Raw genomic sequence first — 17,155 nt, 5'->3', positions numbered from 1 at the left:
GATATTGAGCGACATCCGCCAGCCATCTCTCGCCCAATCTGTCGAGTTGGAAAGGTCACGCCACGATGTTCGCTCGCTCACCTCGCCAGTCCTTCGCTCTGGAATGTTTCTCGTTTGGTTTGCGCCTGGCGACGCTCGCGGTCGCCGTCGCCGCGATGCTTCCCGGCGCGCTGGCCTGGGCCGCGCCGGCGGATCGCCCGCCGAACATCGTGATCGTCTTCACCGACGATCAAGGGTATGGGGACGTCGGCTGTTTCGGGGCCACGGGGTTCAAGACGCCGAACCTCGATCAACTGGCGGCCGGTGGTTGTAAGTTCACCAACTTTCACGTGGCCCAGGCGGTTTGCTCGGCGTCGCGTACGGCCCTGCTGACCGGTTGCTATCCGAATCGGCTCGGCATCCACGGCGCGCTGGGCCCCCGCAACACACACGGCATCGCCGACAGCGAAGTGACGCTGGCCCAGCTACTGAAGCAGCGCGGCTACGCGACGGGCATTGCCGGCAAGTGGCACTTGGGACATCACCCGCAGTTTCTGCCGACGCGACATGGGTTCGACGAGTATTACGGTCTGCCCTATTCGAACGACATGTGGCCTGAGCATCCGAGCAACAAGAAGCAGCCGCCGCTGCCGATGATCGAAAACGAAAAGATCGTGAACGCGAACGTCACGCACGACGATCAACGACAATTGACGCGGCAATACACCGAGCGGGCGGTGTCGTTCATCGAACGGCATCGCGCCGAGCCGTTTTTCTTTTACCTGGCCCACAGCATGCCCCACGTGCCGCTGCACACTAGCGACAAGTTCACCGGCCGCTCGGCACAGGGTGCCTATGGCGACGTGATCGAGGAAGTCGATTGGTCGGTCGGGCAGGTGATGCAAACGCTCGATCGCCTGGGGCTGAAAGAGAACACCTGGGTGATCTTCACGACCGATAATGGGCCGTGGCTGTCGTACGGCAATCATGCCGGCACGGCGGGGCGGCTGCGCGAAGGGAAGGGGACCAGTTGGGAAGGTGGCGTGCGGGTGCCCTGCATCATGCGCTGGCCCGGACAGATTCCCGCCGGCACGACCTCCAACGCCATGCTGATGACGATCGATATCTTCCCGACCGTGGCGGCGCGACTGGGGCTATCCTTGCCCCAGCACAAGATTGACGGGCTCGATTGCTGGCCGCTGATCGCTGGGGAGCCGGGGGCCAAGAACCCGCACGAGGCGTACCTGTACTACTACGAGCAGAATCAACTGCAAGCGGTCGTCACGGGCGACGGCCGGTGGAAGCTGCAACTGCCTCACGTCTATCGCACGCTGGCCGGCCAGTCCGGGGGCCGCGACGGCGCGCCGGCCGTTTATCAGAACGTGAAGATCGAGTCGCCCGAGTTGTACGACCTGGAAAACGACCTTGGCGAAACGAAGAACGTGGCCAGCGAGCACGCGGACATCGTCCAGCGATTGCTAGCCGTGGCCGAGCAAGCACGCGAAGACTTGGGAGACGCGCTGACCAAACGCATCGGCAACGGCGTACGCAAGCCGGGGCAGTTGACAAATTAGAGACAGATCACGCCGCGTCGTCGAATTGCGTGATTCGAATCGTGCCGCCCGGCAAATGGGCGACAAGTTCCAAAGTGCCGCCAAGAGCGTTCACCAACCGTCGCAGCGTGCTGACCTGGATGTCGTGCTGCGATTCCAACCGTGACAACGTCGGTTGCGCCACACCGAGCGCAGCGGCGAGTTGCTCCTGGGTAAGACCTACCGACTGGCGAATCTCGGCCAGCAGCATTTCCGCGATCATTTCCTTGGCCCGCGCTTTGGCTCGTGCGCGCACTTCGACCGGCAGTTTGTCTTTGAGTTCGCGAAAGTTCTTTCTTGGCATCGAATCTCTCGAAGTTCCTTGGTTCAGGCGGATTATTATAGCATATGCGCTATGTATTTGCGTGTCGAATCGGGGCCATCGAAGACCTGCGATTTGCTTGACACCTTTTGGCGAAAAGGCGTAACGTGACGGGTGCGTGAAAGGCCCGGCTGGCGACGTTGTGCCTGTTTCGATTGCGACTTGTCGAATAAGGGAGTTGGTTATGACGCGGTTCTTGTCATTCGTGGCGGCGTGTGCGTTGATCGCTTCTTGGACGTTCGCGGCCGAGCCGGCCGAGAAGGCTGCCGACAAGTCTGACGAGGAGCAGGTCATCGGCACCTGGCGGCTTCCCAAGGACGCCATGAAGCTGATTCCGAACCTGTCGGACGACGTCGAAGCTTTTGTCCTGGCATTCGACAGCGAAGGCTGGAAGCTGACGCTGCAATTCGAGCAAGGCTCCCAGGACATCGCGGGCTCGTACGCCATGGAGCCCAAGTACACCCCCAAGACGCTCGACATGGCGATCAAGGCGGGCGCGCAAGAGTTGGGGACGATCAGCTGCCTGTACAAGATCGATGGGGACAAGCTGACGATCCGCTTCAGCAAGGATCAGAGCAAGACGGGCCGGCCCGCCGACCTGGACTCGGACTCGGAAGATTACGTCACGCTGGTGTTTGAACGCGAGAAGAAGGAATAGGGCGCGCGTTGAACGATGTGCTAACCTTTAGCCCCCGGTCAATGACCGGGGGCGAGTGACGCGGCCGATCGATCGGTCACGCAGCATGCTCGGCGCTCAACGCGTCGCCCCTCCCCCTTACCCCCTCCCTGAAAGGGAGGGGTGTTCATCGCTCGCATCGCAGGCCGTTCACTGCTTGCGAGCGTCATTTGCTTCTGAAGCCGGCGGCTTAACGCGGGCTTTTAATTGCGGAAACAGCGCCAGCGCGTTCTCACGCAGGATTTGTTCGCCGATCTTCAGCGCCTGGGCTTCGAGCAGATCGCCTCGATCGACTTTCTCGGCCAGCACTTCGGCCAGGCAGCGGCGCGTCGTTTCGGTCGCGCCGTAAATCCCCTCAGCATTGTTGCAGTCGCCGCCCCACATGATCTTGTTCGACGGCACGCCGTCGAGCCACTCGTGGTAGGCGCGCTTGGCCATCGAGTAGTTCAACGTCGGCAGCCAGTTCGAATCGAGCCAGACGTTCCGATGGCGCGCGGCAATCACCGCCGACTCGCCCACCCAGGGGTAGCCGCTGTGAAACAGCAGAAACTTCGTGTTCGGATTCGACTCGATCAGGTCGACCAGCAGCAGCGGATTCGAGCCCTGCACGCGCCCCCAGCCGGTGTGAAACTGAAACGGCAAGTTGTGCCGGGCCGCAGTCTTTGCCAGCTTGCCCATGATGTAATCCTGGAACGTCTTGATCTGCGCGGTCGAAAGTTCCTCGCGCGGCTTGCCGAAGGCCGCTTGGGCCTGCTCGCGCGTGGCCGCCTCGTAGTGCAACGTCCGCGTGTACGCCAGCGTCGATTTCAGGCAAATCACCCCGCGCTCTTTGGCGTCGGCGACCAGCCGGTCGATCACGCGCACGTAGTCGTCCAAGGTCTCGAGGGGCAATTGCTGACGGCGGGCGAACTCATAAGGGTCGCTCGTGGCAATCTTGAACTCCGAGGGGTGAAACCCGTCGATCAGGGTGTTTGTATTCATCACCTGCACGGTGAAGTCGTAATCAGTTTTGAATTCAAAGCGTGCCCAGTTCTGATCGTTGAACATCACTTCGATGTTCGCCCGCTGGGTTACCACGTGATAGATCCAGTCCTCGTTCCTGTAGTTCTTAATTACTTGTTCGTTCAACGCGCGAGCATGTTCCAGCGTGAGCGTGTTGAAATCGACGCCGTACAAGTCCTGAAACGCCGGGAGCAGATAGCGATAGACGCTCATTGAGCGAGCGTTGTCGAAGTTTGGCTGGGCGCGTTGCCACCAGTCGTCGAACTGCTGGCCAGTTTGCCAGACAGGCAACGGATTCATCACGCGGAAGTAGCTGTTCAACCACAGGCCCGCCAGGTTCACTTGCTTGCCTTGTTCGGTATCGACGGCGGCTGGCAGCTTGTCGAACGGGAACAGATGATCGTGCGTGTCGATCGCGCGAACCTGGTTCAGGTGCGCCTTGATCCGCTGGTACAGCGCGGTCTGCCGCGTCGGCTCGGCCTGGGCGGAGCCGGCGACCGCCCATGCGAGGATCACAAGGCAACAGCGAATCGCGGCGCGTGGCATCGTGTTACTCCAAACTTTGGGGATGGTATTGAGGCCGCCTCTGTCAACCCTCGCCCCTTGTGCGACATTATGCAACAGCTATCAGCCTGACCGATTGCAAACGACTTAGTCCCGCTAGCAGGTCTCCAGTAGGCGTCCGCTAGCGTTCGCAAGTTGTTACATCGCGTCGTCTCTTGCTAGCGGTTGCATAATGTTGCGGTGGGAGAAGGGTTTGCGCGACGCGACGTGATGAATTGAAATCGTACCCCGCGCGCTTTGTAGCAACGCACTCATTCTTACTCTTTTCCACGTCGTGCCAGTCATGCCGTCGTGGTCGAATTCCTTCGTCATTCGGATTTCGTCATACGTCATTCCCACATGCCGTGTCGTCGTGGTTAAACTCTTATGAATCATTCTCTCGGCACGTCATGCATTGATTCATGGATTTAGAACGGTTAAAGCGAGCTTACAATACCGCGCGGCGCGATTTGCTGGCCGAGCGGACGCCCGATGGCCATTGGGAAGGGCGGCTATCGTCGTCGGCCTTGTCGACGGCCACGGCCGTGAGCGCGCTTTCTTTAATGCGTCGCCACGCGCGTGGCGGCGACTCGGCCCGCTGGACGGCGCTCGTCGAGCGCGGGCTCGCTTGGATCGTCGCCCAACAGAACCGTGATGGGGGTTGGGGGGACACCGACCTGAGCCGGTCGAACATCGCCACGACCATGCTCGTCGAGGCGGCGTTTCACCTGGCCGGGGTGGCCGACCAGCATCGGCCGATGCTCGATCGAGCGAGTAGCTATGTCGAGCGGGCCGGCGGGCTGGCGGGACTGGCCGCGCGGTATGGCAAGGACAAGACATTCTCGGTGCCGATCTTGACCAACGCGGCGCTGGCCGGATTGGTGCCGTGGGAGCAGGTCGCGCCGCTGCCGTTCGAGGCGGCGTGTCTGCCCCAGTCGTGGTATCGGCTGGCGCGATTGCCAGTGGTGAGTTACGCGATTCCGGCCTTGGTGGCGATTGGCCAGGCGCGGTTCTTTCACCGGCCGCCGCGGAATCCGCTGGTGCGGGCGATTCGCCGAGCGTCGGTCGAACGGAGCTTGCACGTGCTGCGGCGGATGCAGCCGGCCAGCGGCGGCTACCTGGAAGCGACACCACTGACGAGTTTCGTGGTGATGAGCCTGGCCAGCATTGGCCGGGCCGATCACGCCGTGGCCGAGAACGGGGCGCGGTTCCTGGTCGATTCGGCCCGCGAGGACGGCAGTTGGCCGATCGATTCGAACCTGGCCACCTGGGTGACGTCGCTGTCGATCAACGCGATCGGCACGCGCGGCGACCGGTCACACCTGACGCCGGAACTACTCGCCTGGCTGCTCGATTGTCAGCACACCGAGCGGCATCCGTTCACTGGCGCAGAACCAGGCGGCTGGGGCTGGAGCGACCTGAGCGGCGCGGTCCCCGACGCCGACGACACGCCTGGGGCGTTGCTGGCGCTGCGCCACTGGGACGAGGCGGCGAAGACAACGAGGAATGTCGGCAGAGCCGACGGCTTGGGTAGGCATTGGTTGCTTGGATTGCAAAACGGTGATGGAGGCACGCCGACCTTTTGCCGTGGCTGGGGGAAGTTGCCATTTGATCGGAGCGGCACCGATCTGACGGCGCACGCAATTCGATCGCTGAGCGGTCGGCCAGAGTCTGGCAACGGGGTTCAACGCGCACTCAAATATCTCGCGCGGACTCAGCGCGCCGATGGGGCCTGGGTGCCGCTCTGGTTCGGCAATCAGTTCGAGCCGGGGGAAGAAAACCCGGTGTACGGCACGGCACGGGTGCTGCTGGCGTATCGCGACTTGAATTTGCTCAGCAGCGAGCCGGCCCGGCGCGGGCTGCGCTATCTCGTCTCGCGCCAGAACGCCGACGGCGGCTGGGGAGCGGCGGGAAACGATGAACGAGAAACGATGAACGAGAAAGTGGCTGCGGAAGCCGAGGGCGCGCGGGCCTCTGGCCCTGCGGCTAAACAGTCGAACGATCCCCCGTCCCCCTCCTTTTCTGCTGCGGCGCAAGCCGCATCCACCCCTAGTCCCCAGCCCCTAGCCCCTAGCCCCTCTTCCTCTGTCGAGGAAACCGCCCTCGCCATCGAAGCCCTCGCGGCCGTGGCCGGCGACCCAATGGTGCAACCTGCGTGGCTCAAGGGACTTAACTGGCTGGTCGAACGTGTGGAAAACGGCAGTTATCAACAGCCCGCTCCTATCGGTTTATACTTTGCCAAGCTGTGGTATTATGAGCGTCTGTATCCCATAATCTTCACGGTCGCCGCCCTGGGGCAGGCGATCGAAGCTTGGGAACGAAAACCGCCCGTAACCGGTGACGGCCATCGCAGTTAGGTCGCTTGGCAAGCGGCCCGCCGCGACGGGTCCGGCCGCCGAGAGGCCGCGGCTGGCACGCCAGCGGCGCTGGGGTTGCGCGCCGCCCGCCCTGCAATCAAAACAAAATCGAAGCCGAACAAGGGTCTGCTACTTTGGCCACCGCCCCGCTCGATCCGCCGCTGAATGGAGATGGCCAAGACCCCGCGTTATCGGCCGAAACTCGCCGACCCCGTCGCCGCAATACCAGCCACCTGAAGCTGGTCCCCGAGACTCGCGAGGCGCGCGATGCACTGCAGGCCCGCTGTGACGCGGTGGCCGACAAGCTCGACAAGACGCGGCCGCTGAACAAGGACCAACTCGAAGCCGTGGCCCGGGGCTTGCTGGCTGACGCAGGTTTGGCCGAAGGTTACGTCGGCTGGACGATGGTTGCGCTGGCGTCGGCCTTTTGGCGATCACAAGTGGCCGCCGTGCCGTTCAATCGCCGGCTGTTGCTGCTGCCTCATTGCTTGAAGCACGCCGAAGGCTGCCCCGCCGAGTACGACGAATTCGGGCTCGACTGTCGCCGCTGTGGCGCTTGCACGATTGCCGACTTCCGGACCAAGGCCGAGGATCTGGGCTACAAGGTGCTGGTGGCCGAGGGGTCGCCGATCGTGTTAAAGATCATTGTCAGCGGCTATGTCGACGCGATTGTCGGCGTGGCCTGCCTGAACGTGCTGGAAAAGGCGATCGACAAGATTCTGCTGGCCGGCATCCCGTGCATGGCGGTGCCGCTGCTGTCGAGCGACTGTCGTAACACCAGCGTCGATGAGGATCGCGTGCTGGAGGTGATTACGTCGACCCAATCGAAGCCGACGCACCAGACCAAGACCTACGTTCATCTGATGCGCGCCGCGGCGGGCATGTTCGAGCCCGACGAGTTGGAACGACTGGCCCCGCGATTGCGCGGTGGACCACGACTGGCCGAGCTGAACGGCCAGGGAATTGCCGGCGCCGATCCGGTGGCCGGCACCGAAGCGATCGCGTACGACTTTCTGGCCAAGGGTGGCAAGCACTCGCGTCCGTTCATCACGCTGGCTGCGTATGACGCCATGACCGGCGGCCGCGGTGGCGACGCCGACGGGAGTGAGTATCTGGCAGGCCTGCCCGACGCCGTTAAGCGCGCCGCCTTGTCGATCGAGACGTTCCACAAAGCGTCGCTCGTCCACGACGATATCGAAGACGACGACCAGTTCCGCTATGGCGAGACGACGGTCCACCGCAAGTTCGGCATTCCCACGGCGATCAACGTCGGCGACTACATGATCGGCCTGGGCTATCGACTGGTCAGCCGCGATGCTGGCACGCTGGGGCCCGACATGGCCGCCGACATCATCGACCGGTTGGCCGACGCGCACATGAAACTGTCCGAAGGGCAAGGCGCCGAGCTATTGTGGCGCGATTCGCTGCATAAGAAGCTCGCGCCGCTCGACGCCTTGAAGATTTACGCCCTGAAGACCGCGCCGGCGTTCGAGGCAGCGTTGTACTCGGGTCTGCGCCTGGCGGGGCCGGTCGACAAACAGAACACGTTCGTGAACTCGTTCGCCAAGAACATCGGCATTGCCTTCCAGATTCTGAACGACCTGAACGACTGGCGACCGGATAACCACAACAAGCTGCTGGCTGGTGGCGACGTGTTCGGCGATCGGCCGACGGTTTTGTGGGCGTTGGCGCTCGAGGGGCTGGACGACGCCGACCGCGCCGAGTTGCAGGAGGTGGTTCGCGCCGGAGTGTGCAATGCCGATTCGATCGAGAAGGTCCGCCGGCTGTACGAGCGAGCCGGCGTGTTCGAGCAGGCCCAGCGGCTGGTCGACAAATACCATGAGCGGGCCGAAAAAGTCGCCGATGAAGTGGGCAACGACGAACTTCGCCGATTACTGTATTACCTCATCGACACTGTCCTCGAGCGCCCCACCGACGCCGAGGAACCCGCCGTGGTGCCGATCGGGGTTGCCCCCCACCATTCGTAACCCGCGACACGCGGCGGATGGCCGCCGCTAGAATAATGTTCGCGCGTCCCACCGACTGTCATTGCCCTGGCACGTTATGCCCACGAACCGACCCGCGAACGTCGATCTCGATACGCTCGTCGGGCTGTTCTATCCCCAGGCGGACGAACTGGCCACGTTCGACGAGGTGTCGCTCCAGTCGATGCCCGACACGTATCGTCAGCTTTTGGCTCACACTTCGCACATGACCGTCAGCGTCGAGGAGCATCATCATTCGCCGGTCGACGTCCGCGTGCTGGCCAAGCGGGAAACGCCGACGCATTATTCGCGATTGATCAGCCTGGCCAGGCAAAGCGACGGCCGGATCGTGCAGTTCGGCATCGTGCGAATCAACTTTGCCTACATGTCCGACGAAGTGCAGCGCGAGATTCGCGCGGAAAGCACGCCGCTGGGTCGAATTCTGATCAACCACAACGTCCACCGCCGGGTGCGGCTGGTCGGGCTGTGGCGCGTGATTCCCGGCCGAGCGTTGACCGCGATATTCGGCATCGACCAGCCGCTGGTCACCTATGGCCGGACGGCCATCATCGAATGCAACGGCGAACACGCAATCGAGTTGCTTGAGATCGTGACGCCGCTGGATGTTTTCTAGCTCAGGAAATGCTTAGCCACGGGGACGCAGAGACACGGAGGTTAACACGGAGAAAATAAGATTTGTTGACGGCAAATCAATTATTTCTGCATTCCCCCGCATCGCTGAGTATTCTCTCGCAATTCCTCCGTGCTGTCCTCCGTGACTCAGTGCCTCCGCGGCAAATAAGCCTCAGGTGCCCCGGACAAGCCCAAACCACTCGATGTGTCGCCGGGCACAGAAATGCAGCCCCGCCTGCTTGCAATGGGGCCGCAGCCATTCCCCTTGCTTAACCAGCGCCTCGGGCTGGATGCCTTGCGGCATCAGCCAGACCCGGTCGCGCTCGATGCACCGCATCTTGGCGAGATAACCTTCGACCTCGTCGCAATCGGCCGGCGTGTCGACGACGAACTTCACCTGATAGTCGTACTCGGCCACCAGGTGGGCAATCACGTCGGGCGCGTTGCGCGTGCGCTCGTGCCGGGCGTGCCAACGCGGATCCTCGCTGCGCGGCGGCGCCGAGTTCGACAGCTTGGGGCTAATCGACATCAGATCGCATCGCACCGGCAAATAAAGCGTGCCGGCCGTCTCGATCGTAATGTGCTTGCCCAGCGCGTGCAGTCGTTCGGTCAGCGGCACTAGCTCGGCGTGCAACATCGGCTCGCCGCCGGTGATGACCACGTGCGGGCAATCGTGCCGCTCGATGCGCGCGAGGATTTCATCGATCGCCAGGTCGTCCCCCTCGGGATGCCACGAGGTAAACGGCGTATCACAGAACCAGCATCGCAGATTGCAACCGCTGGTGCGCACGAAGACGCTCTCGACGCCGGTCAGCGCCCCTTCTCCTTGGATCGACAAGTAATGTTCGGCGATTTTCATGTACCGACCAGCGGGTCGACGAGCCCCGCTTCTTCAAAGCCCCGCTCGCGCAGGCGGCAAGCGTCGCAGCGCCGGCACGGGCGGCCATCCGACAGCGGGTCGTAACAACTGTGGGTCAGGCGATAGTCGACGCCCAGTTTCGTGCCCGTGCGAATAATCTCGGCCTTGGTCATCGAGATCAGCGGCGCGTGCAGCGTGAACTTCATCGTACCCTCGACGGCCGTCTTGGTGGCCAGGTTGGCCAAGCGCTCGAAAGCTTCGATGAACGCCGGCCGGCAATCGGGATAGCCGCTGTAATCGACGGCATTCACGCCGACGAAAATGTCGGCCGCCCCCACCACTTCGGCAAAGCCCAGCGCCAGGGACAAGAAGACCGTATTCCGCGCCGGTACATAGGTCACCGGAATCCCGGCCGACATCGTCCGCTCGTCTCGATCCTTGGGCACGGCGATATCGGCGGTCAGGGCGCTGCCGCCGAATTGGCCCAGATCGACGTGGGCGATCCGATGTTCCGTGGCATTCATCGCCACGGCCACGCGTCGCGCGGCGTCAAGCTCCCAGCGATGCCGCTGGCCATAGTCGACCGACAGCGCATGCCACTGACAGCCCTGGCTTCGCACCAAGGCCGCCACCGTGGCGGAGTCGAGCCCGCCCGACAGTAGTACGACCGCCCGCTCGCTCATCGCAGTTGAACTTTGCACGACCTGATTGAACTTCGGCCCCTGTTTCCCAATCCACCATCATGGCACAATAGGCGCTCGAATTAAAGGAGCCGACATGTCTGCCAGCTTTCGCGATACCCTTGAAATCTTCGCCAATCAGTTCCCCGGGCGCGACTATAAAATCGAGATCGTCTGCCCGGAGTTCACGAGCGTCTGCCCCAAGACCGGGCAGCCTGACTTTGGCGTGCTGACCATCACCTACACGCCGGCCGAGAAGTGCATCGAGTTGAAGAGCCTGAAGCTGTACTTGCAGCAGTTTCGCAACGAAGGCATCTTCTACGAGCACGTCACGAACCGGATTCTCGACGACCTGGTCGCCGTCAGCCAACCCCGCTGGATGGAGCTGCGAGCGGCGTTCACCCCTCGCGGTGGTATTTCGACCACGGTAAGCGTGGAACACAAGGCGACTAGCGGTTAGCCATTAGCGATGAGACCGGGGGGCGGACGCTAACGGCTCGCTTTGCCACATGGCAAAGGGTTAGAAACGCTACGAGCGCAGCCGATTCTTTTCGTCAACCAGGATGATCCGCGGCTTGAACGCCCGGGCTTCTTGATCGTTGAGATCGACAAACGTCGCCACGATCACCAGATCGCCGCGGCTGACCAGATGGGCTCCCGCGCCATTCACGCAGACCGTCCCGGTGCCGCGCTCGGCCACAATGGCATAGGTCGTCAACCGGCTGCCGCGCGTCACGTTCCAGACGTGGACCTGCTCGCCGGGCAGGATGTCGGCCGCCTCCATCAGCAGCGGGTCGATGGTGATGCTCCCCTCGTAGTCGAGGTTGGCATCGGTCACCGTGGCCCGGTGAATCTTGCTTTTGAACATCCGACGCAGCATGGTCTCGATCCGCGGTCCCAGTGAAACTGCCGTCTAGCTCGGCACGCTCGGCCCACGTCCCATTGTAGAAGCGGCCTTGGCCGCCGGAAAGGGCATTGCCTGCTTGGGCTACGACTGAAAGCATCGCCTATCACTCGTCAGCGCCGCAAGTTAGCAACTGCTTGCGGCCCTGGGGCGAGTGCGATTAAATATCAGCGCCAGGCTTGCAAATGGCGTGAACAATCGTGGCCTGAACATTCGACGCCCCATCGCTAGAGTTGATCCATGAGTGGTGCCAGTCCGATCGTGCCCCCTCAGCCATTGCGCGTGCTGCAGATCATCTGGCTGGCGTTGGTGATTGGCATCTCGACGTTTTTGGGATTTGTCGTCATGTCAGCCACGCAACCGCCGGCGCTTGGCGAAGTGCGTCCTATGACTTTCAGCACGCTGGCGATGGGTCTGGTCGCGGTGGCGGTTCCGATGTCGCTGATCGTCTCGCGCATTTTAACCAATGCCGCGCGGCAACAGATCATCGCCGGCACCTGGAAGCCAAGTTCTGAGTCGCAGCCCGACCAGCCGCTGACACTCGTCGACAAGCTGATGGCGGTTCGCCAGACGACCTTGATCATTGAGCTGGCGATGATCGAAGGCACCGCCTTCTTCGGCTGCATGGCCTACCAGACGGAACGTCATCCGGTCGCGCTCGTCGCGGTGGGCATGGCGCTGGTCGTGATGATTCTGAAGTTCCCCAGCGCGGGACGCATCGGCTGGTGGCTCGACCGGCAGGCGAAAACGCTGGCCGACGAGTTGAAGTTGCAACAGGCGTCGAGGCAGTCGTAGCACCCCTCGTAAGTGCCAGCAGTCTTCAAGGGGCCGGGCCGAGTTTCACTTTTCCGTTACCTGGCGCGTTAAACCTTTTCGGTTGCGTCGACCCAAGCGCAGATAACGGACATAACTAAGCTAGCGGCCTTGCCGGTGCCGACACACGATGAAGGCGCGCCAGCGCGCAAGTGCCCGCATCCTTGTTACAGCTTATGCGTTATGCGACCTTGGCTCGGCCTACTCTCCGCGATGATCCTCGGGCTGGTGGCTGTTGCCCAGGGACAGGGACCGCCAAACCCACCGCTGGGGCCAACCTTGCGTGTAGTGGCCCAGCAGGCCGCTCCCCCTATCGCACAACCATCGCAAGTTCAAGCGCCGCCGAGTGCCATTCCGCCAGTTGCCATGCCGCCGGCCGCGGTCCCCGGCGCCGAAATGCTGCCCCCAGCGCTACAGGCGATCGCGCCGTTGACACTCGGCCAATGCTCGGGGCTCGCGCTGGCCAACCATCCGAACCTGATCGTGGCCCAGGCTAACGTCGAGCAAGCCTACGGCCAGGTGGTGCAAGCCGGGCTCTATCCCAACCCACGCCTCGACAACGGCAACCCGCAGTTCATCCTGGGCGGGCTCAACTCGGTCTACAACGTCGGTCTGACCCAAACCGTGGTCCGCGGCGGCAAGTTGCGGCTGAGCCAAAGCGCGGCGCGCGAGGCGCTGCGACAAGCGGAACTCGATATCATCACTACCCGGTTCAACGTCTTGACCGACGTCCGCAATCAGTTCGTCATCGTCCTGGCGACGCAAGAAAGAATCGCCACGCTCGAGCGGCTGGTCACGATTTTGCAGCACTCCGAGACAATCAGTTCCGACTTGCTCCGCGCCGGCCGGGTAAGCGAGAGCGATTTGCTGTTGACCCGTATTGAGCGCCGCCGCGCCGAGTCGAATTTGCGCAGCGAGCAGCAACAGATCATTGGCTATCGCCGGCAACTGGCCACGTTGCTGGGTATTGCCAACTACCCCATCGGGCAAGTCACCGGCGATCTGAAGGCGCGCGTGCCGTTGCTGGACGACGCACCCTTGGCGCCGGAAATGGTCGACAACAACTCTCAGGTCCGCCGCGCCGAAGTCGATATCAATCGGGTGCGGTTCCTATTGGGCCGGGCGCGCGCCGACTCGATTCCCGACTTAATCGCGCAAGGGGGTTACCAATACCTGATTGGCGACAATCCCTCTCAGGCGACGATCGGCTTGTACATGGACGTGCCGATCTTCAACCGCAATCAGGGGAACATTCGCGCGGCCAATGCCCAGATTCGCGAATCGTCAGCTCAACTGGGGGTGACGCGACTCGATCTGTTTCGCCAATTGGCCGACGCCGAAAGCGACTACCGAGCGGCCGCCAACGTAGTGCGTAATTACGAGGAAGGCCTGATCCCCGACGCCACCCGAGCGCTGGAATTGATTCAACGCGGCTATGAGCAGGGGCTATTCGACATCTTGCGCGTGCTACAGGCCCAGCGCTCGCTGTTCGAAGCGAATCTGGATTACATTCAGGCCCAGCAGACCCGGCTGACCGCGGCCGCGAAATTGGCCGGGTTGTTGCAACTCGACACGTTTCCGTAAAAGCGGCAAGGGCTGACGCCCGACCATGTGCAACGTCAAACGCATGCTGCTAGTGCCGCGCCGCCGAGTGGGCTGGCGCGAGGCGATTGCGCAGGTCTTGCAGTTGGGAATTCATTTCCAGCGCGCCGGACGATAGCACGGTCTCGCCCGCTTGCAGCGGCTCGGCGCCTTGCGCCTCCTGCTGCGCGTTGGGGATGGCCGCCACGACCGCCATTCCCCTGTGATGACGAACCAGCACCACACGGCGAGCGGTAAAGCGATGCTTGTGCGTTGGATCGGCGACAAACACCAGGCTTAGCGGCGTGTCCTCCAGAATCGCCGACTCGGGGATGGCGACTTCGCGCGGCGAGGGCGGCAGCTTGACAATCGCGGTGATGAACTGGCCGACGTACAGCCGGCCGCCGCGGTTATCGACCCAGCCGAGCACCTTGCCCGAGTGCTGGGTCACGTCGATCACCTTGCCGATCACGTTGAACTCGCCGTGGATCAGCGGCTCTTCGGGCGTGGCCGGAACTTGAATCCCCCAGGTCCGCTCCGAGGGCTTCAGGCTGTGGAGATCGGCCAGGTCTTCTTCATAGACATTGGCCATCGCCCCCAGCCGGCTCAGGTCGGCGATCTTGAACAGGTCGGAGCTTGACTCGATGATGTCGCCAACCACGACGTTCTTTTCCAGAATCGTCCCGGCGAACGGCGCGCGAATTTCGATTTCGCCCCACTTCTTTTCCAAGTCGGCTTCCGCCTCGCGCTTGCCGGACTTGATCCGATCGGCTTCGGCGTGGACTTCGGCCAGTTCTTCGTCAGCCAGTCGCCACGAACGCAAGGTCCGTTCGAGCCGCTCGACGAGGATCACGTCGGCTTCGTGGGCCCGCTGCGCCTCGCGAACAGTCAACTCGGCGACGGTCCCTCGCTCCAGTCCCTTGAGCCGCGTCAGCGTCAGTTCGCTCTGTGCCAGTCGGGTGAGGGCGTCGACCAGGTCGCTCTTCTTTTCCCCCACGTCGCGGCACCAGACAATGGCCAGCAACTGTCCCTTCTCGATATGGTCGCCGAACTGCAACGGTCGGTTGCCCGATTGTTCCTTGACAGGCGATGGGCGCAGGTCGGCTACCGAGCCGATGCCCACCACTTCGCCCGGGAAGCGCGAGTGGATGTTAATCATCCGATCGGCGTCCAGGATCAACGAACCCGCCATCACCAGCGGCGCTCGCGGCGGCGCCGACGTGACCGGTGCCGTCTTCAGTTGCATAATCTCGGCCACGTCGGCCGGCACGTCGACCGAGTTGTGATCTCCGTCAACCAACTCCATCAAGTGGGTCGAAATGCTGTCCGCCTTGCCCGCCGGTCGCTGGTGGCCGAGCCTCGAATAACCGAACCAGCCCGCTCCTCCCAGCGCAACGACCATGATCAACCATCCGGCGCGACGCCACGAGGACGAAGCCGGTGGCGCACCTGATTGTGGGTGATGTCCCGTCATGGAGTCCTGGGCTGGAAAGCGAATCAGGTAGTGGGCCAGAGCGAATCGCCGCGCCGCTGACAGGGAGGACGCTCCCAAATCACGTCTCGGGCGCGCAGCCCCTAGCAGCTACCTTAATATACGATGCCACCCGGAATTGTTCGAGCCAGATCAGCCGGTCGCAACGGTTGCAACGATGGAGCAGTTACTTGCCATTTCTTAATGTTGTGGCGTGCCCGATCGCACGGCCGGCCGGGCCACGGCATCGCCGAGCTTGAAGGCCGACAGGCTGCGCAATTCAATCGGCGGTGGCATATCGACGGGCAATGAAGCCAGCACCTTTTCCAATCGTTGGCGGGCCGCGACGATCTCGGGACGCGTGTCCTCGGCCAGATTCTGCCGCTCGTCCCGGTCGCCTTCCACATCGAAGAATTCCCCCGTGGAATAGAGCTTATAACGACGGTCTCGCACCACCCGCCGGATGTTGTACTGGTTCAATATCCAATCGCGAGCCGCGAGTTTGGGCGATGTACCGCGCACGGTCGCCGCGTGTGAAACGCCGTCGAGGGCCAGACTCTTGGGAACCGGCACGCCGGCCAGGTCGCACAGCGTGGGAAGCACATCGGTGAAATCGGCCAGCGGGCTGGTCGACGCCGATTGGTTACGCGGGTCGCTGACAATCAGGGCCACGTCCCCACCCGCTTCGGTCAGTTGGTACAGCCCACCACGCGCCGAGCGCCCGTTTCGCCGCGCCACCAGGCTGGACTCGCTGCCATTGTCGGTGGCCACGACCAGAATCGTCCGCTGGCGAATCTTCAGTGCTTCAAGCTTCTCTTCGACCTGATGTACTAGCTGATCGGCATATTGCACCATTTCGCCGTACATCTCGTGCTCGGGCCGGCCCGACGTTCGATTGGGCGGCGTCGCCACAACGTGCTCAGTAAAGCTCTGCCCATGAGTCAGGACCATTGGATAGTAGAGCAGGAAGGACTCGTCACGGTGACGTTCGAGAAAACCGAGCGCGTACTCCTGGAACACGTCGGGACCGAACTGGCCTCGCCGGACTTCGCGCTGGCCGTTGTGAATAATCACGGGATCCCAATAGCGCGATTCGATGAAGCGATTCAGATCGGTCAGTGTCGCCGCGTCCCGGGCCGCGATGGCCGCATCGTACCGACGTCGATCCCCAGGGCTAATCCGGTCCCGGTCGATGCTGCCGGGCCAGACGAGCGACTCGTCAAAGCCGTGCTGCTTCAGAATGTCCGGCTCGTCATACATATTGTTCACCTGCCACTTGCCCGCAATACCCGTCACGTAGCCGGCGTCGTGGAACAATCGCGGCCAGATGACTTCGCGCCGTGGATCGAGTCCGCCGCCGCCGTAAAGCGCCGCGTCGTGATGCATGACGAATCCTGTCCGCAGCGGATAGCGCCCGGTCAGCAACTGAATCCGGCTCGGTCCACAGACCGGGAAGGTGTAACAATGCTCGAAGCGCGTGCCGCGACTGGCCAGTCGGTCGATGAACGGTGTGCGTCCTTCGTCGCTGCCGTAGCAGCCGAGCCATTCCTGGCCGCAATTGTCCAACAAGATCAGCACGACGTTCAGCCGCTCGGGCGCCGCCTCGGCCGCAATGGCACCTCGGGCGCTGATGGCGGCAAGCAACAACGCAAACCATCGGTGCATCACGAAACGTCGCGGCATGGCGATTCTTTGGCAGGGGTGCAGGGGGGCTAGGGTGCAGGGGGGACGAAGCTCCATTCGTTGAATATCCTCACC

Annotated in this window: 15 protein-coding genes; 8 read left to right on the top strand and 7 right to left on the bottom strand. The window is 62.5% G+C overall.

What is annotated here, in order from left to right:
• Nucleotides 1-65: 65 nt before the first annotated feature.
• Nucleotides 66-1,553 carry a sulfatase gene (locus JSS27_06525; protein MBS0208594.1) on the top strand — a complete coding sequence of 496 codons (1,488 nt, stop codon included), beginning with the start codon at nucleotides 66-68 and terminating at the stop codon, nucleotides 1,551-1,553.
• Between the two features lie 7 nt (nucleotides 1,554-1,560).
• Here JSS27_06525 and JSS27_06520 read toward each other — a convergent pair whose 3' ends face one another.
• Entirely contained in the window at nucleotides 1,561-1,875 is a 315-nt protein-coding gene (locus JSS27_06520; GenBank protein ID MBS0208593.1) for a helix-turn-helix transcriptional regulator, read from the bottom strand.
• Nucleotides 1,876-2,077: 202 nt separating this feature from the next.
• On the opposite strand from JSS27_06520, the gene JSS27_06515 reads away from it, so the two are divergent.
• Nucleotides 2,078-2,551: a TIGR03067 domain-containing protein gene (locus JSS27_06515; protein ID MBS0208592.1), complete on the top strand. Its 474-nt coding sequence runs from the start codon at nucleotides 2,078-2,080 to the stop codon at nucleotides 2,549-2,551.
• Between the two features lie 168 nt (nucleotides 2,552-2,719).
• Here JSS27_06515 and JSS27_06510 read toward each other — a convergent pair whose 3' ends face one another.
• Nucleotides 2,720-4,117, bottom strand: coding sequence for an amidohydrolase family protein (locus tag JSS27_06510; GenBank protein MBS0208591.1), 1,398 nt, complete (start codon nucleotides 4,115-4,117; stop codon nucleotides 2,720-2,722).
• A 419-nt stretch (nucleotides 4,118-4,536) separates the two neighbouring features.
• Between JSS27_06510 and JSS27_06505 the strand changes: the two genes are divergently transcribed.
• The 3 genes from JSS27_06505 to JSS27_06495 all read left to right on the top strand — a co-directional run bounded on the left by JSS27_06505 (nucleotide 4,537) and on the right by JSS27_06495 (nucleotide 9,090).
• Nucleotides 4,537-6,471, top strand: coding sequence for a squalene--hopene cyclase (locus tag JSS27_06505; GenBank protein ID MBS0208590.1), 1,935 nt, complete (start codon nucleotides 4,537-4,539; stop codon nucleotides 6,469-6,471).
• Nucleotides 6,472-6,632: 161 nt separating this feature from the next.
• Complete coding sequence (locus JSS27_06500; GenBank protein ID MBS0208589.1) at nucleotides 6,633-8,459, top strand: polyprenyl synthetase family protein; 1,827 nt, start codon at nucleotides 6,633-6,635, stop codon at nucleotides 8,457-8,459.
• Between the two features lie 76 nt (nucleotides 8,460-8,535).
• Nucleotides 8,536-9,090, top strand: a complete 555-nt coding sequence (locus JSS27_06495; protein MBS0208588.1) for a hypothetical protein — start codon at nucleotides 8,536-8,538, stop codon at nucleotides 9,088-9,090.
• A 171-nt stretch (nucleotides 9,091-9,261) separates the two neighbouring features.
• Here the strand turns inward: JSS27_06495 and JSS27_06490 are convergent, their stop codons facing one another.
• Together JSS27_06490 and queC are read right to left on the bottom strand one after the other, a co-directional pair.
• Complete coding sequence (locus tag JSS27_06490) at nucleotides 9,262-9,948, bottom strand: 7-carboxy-7-deazaguanine synthase QueE (GenBank protein ID MBS0208587.1); 687 nt, start codon at nucleotides 9,946-9,948, stop codon at nucleotides 9,262-9,264.
• Nucleotides 9,945-10,631 carry a 7-cyano-7-deazaguanine synthase QueC gene (gene queC / locus JSS27_06485; GenBank protein ID MBS0208586.1) on the bottom strand — a complete coding sequence of 229 codons (687 nt, stop codon included), beginning with the start codon at nucleotides 10,629-10,631 and terminating at the stop codon, nucleotides 9,945-9,947. The genes JSS27_06490 and queC overlap by 4 nt, the downstream gene beginning before the upstream one ends.
• Before the next feature lie 94 nt (nucleotides 10,632-10,725).
• Here queC and queF point away from each other — a divergent pair, with 94 nt between their 5' ends.
• Nucleotides 10,726-11,088, top strand: coding sequence for an NADPH-dependent 7-cyano-7-deazaguanine reductase QueF (gene queF / locus JSS27_06480; protein ID MBS0208585.1), 363 nt, complete (start codon nucleotides 10,726-10,728; stop codon nucleotides 11,086-11,088).
• Nucleotides 11,089-11,157: 69 nt separating this feature from the next.
• On the opposite strand, the gene JSS27_06475 is transcribed toward queF, so the two are convergent.
• Nucleotides 11,158-11,508 (bottom strand): aspartate 1-decarboxylase, encoded by a 351-nt coding sequence (locus JSS27_06475; GenBank protein ID MBS0208584.1) that lies wholly within the window; start codon nucleotides 11,506-11,508, stop codon nucleotides 11,158-11,160.
• Nucleotides 11,509-11,772: 264 nt separating this feature from the next.
• Here JSS27_06475 and JSS27_06470 point away from each other — a divergent pair, with 264 nt between their 5' ends.
• Entirely contained in the window at nucleotides 11,773-12,327 is a 555-nt protein-coding gene (locus JSS27_06470; GenBank protein ID MBS0208583.1) for a hypothetical protein, read from the top strand.
• Nucleotides 12,328-12,528: 201 nt separating this feature from the next.
• The gene (locus tag JSS27_06465; protein MBS0208582.1) at nucleotides 12,529-13,929 is read left to right on the top strand and encodes a TolC family protein; all 1,401 of its coding nucleotides are present in this window, start codon (nucleotides 12,529-12,531) and stop codon (nucleotides 13,927-13,929) included.
• 49 nt (nucleotides 13,930-13,978) lie between these two features.
• Here JSS27_06465 and JSS27_06460 read toward each other — a convergent pair whose 3' ends face one another.
• Nucleotides 13,979-15,328, bottom strand: coding sequence for an efflux RND transporter periplasmic adaptor subunit (locus JSS27_06460; protein ID MBS0208581.1), 1,350 nt, complete (start codon nucleotides 15,326-15,328; stop codon nucleotides 13,979-13,981).
• A 270-nt stretch (nucleotides 15,329-15,598) separates the two neighbouring features.
• Nucleotides 15,599-17,080, bottom strand: coding sequence for a sulfatase-like hydrolase/transferase (locus JSS27_06455; protein ID MBS0208580.1), 1,482 nt, complete (start codon nucleotides 17,078-17,080; stop codon nucleotides 15,599-15,601).
• Nucleotides 17,081-17,155 lie beyond the last annotated feature (75 nt).

The sequence above is a fragment of the Planctomycetota bacterium genome, from assembly GCA_018242585.1.
Classification (GTDB): Bacteria; Planctomycetota; Planctomycetia; order Pirellulales; family PNKZ01; genus JAFEBQ01.
The sequence above is the reverse complement of the archived record's forward strand: the minus strand, read 5'-3'. Positions and strand labels throughout refer to the sequence as shown.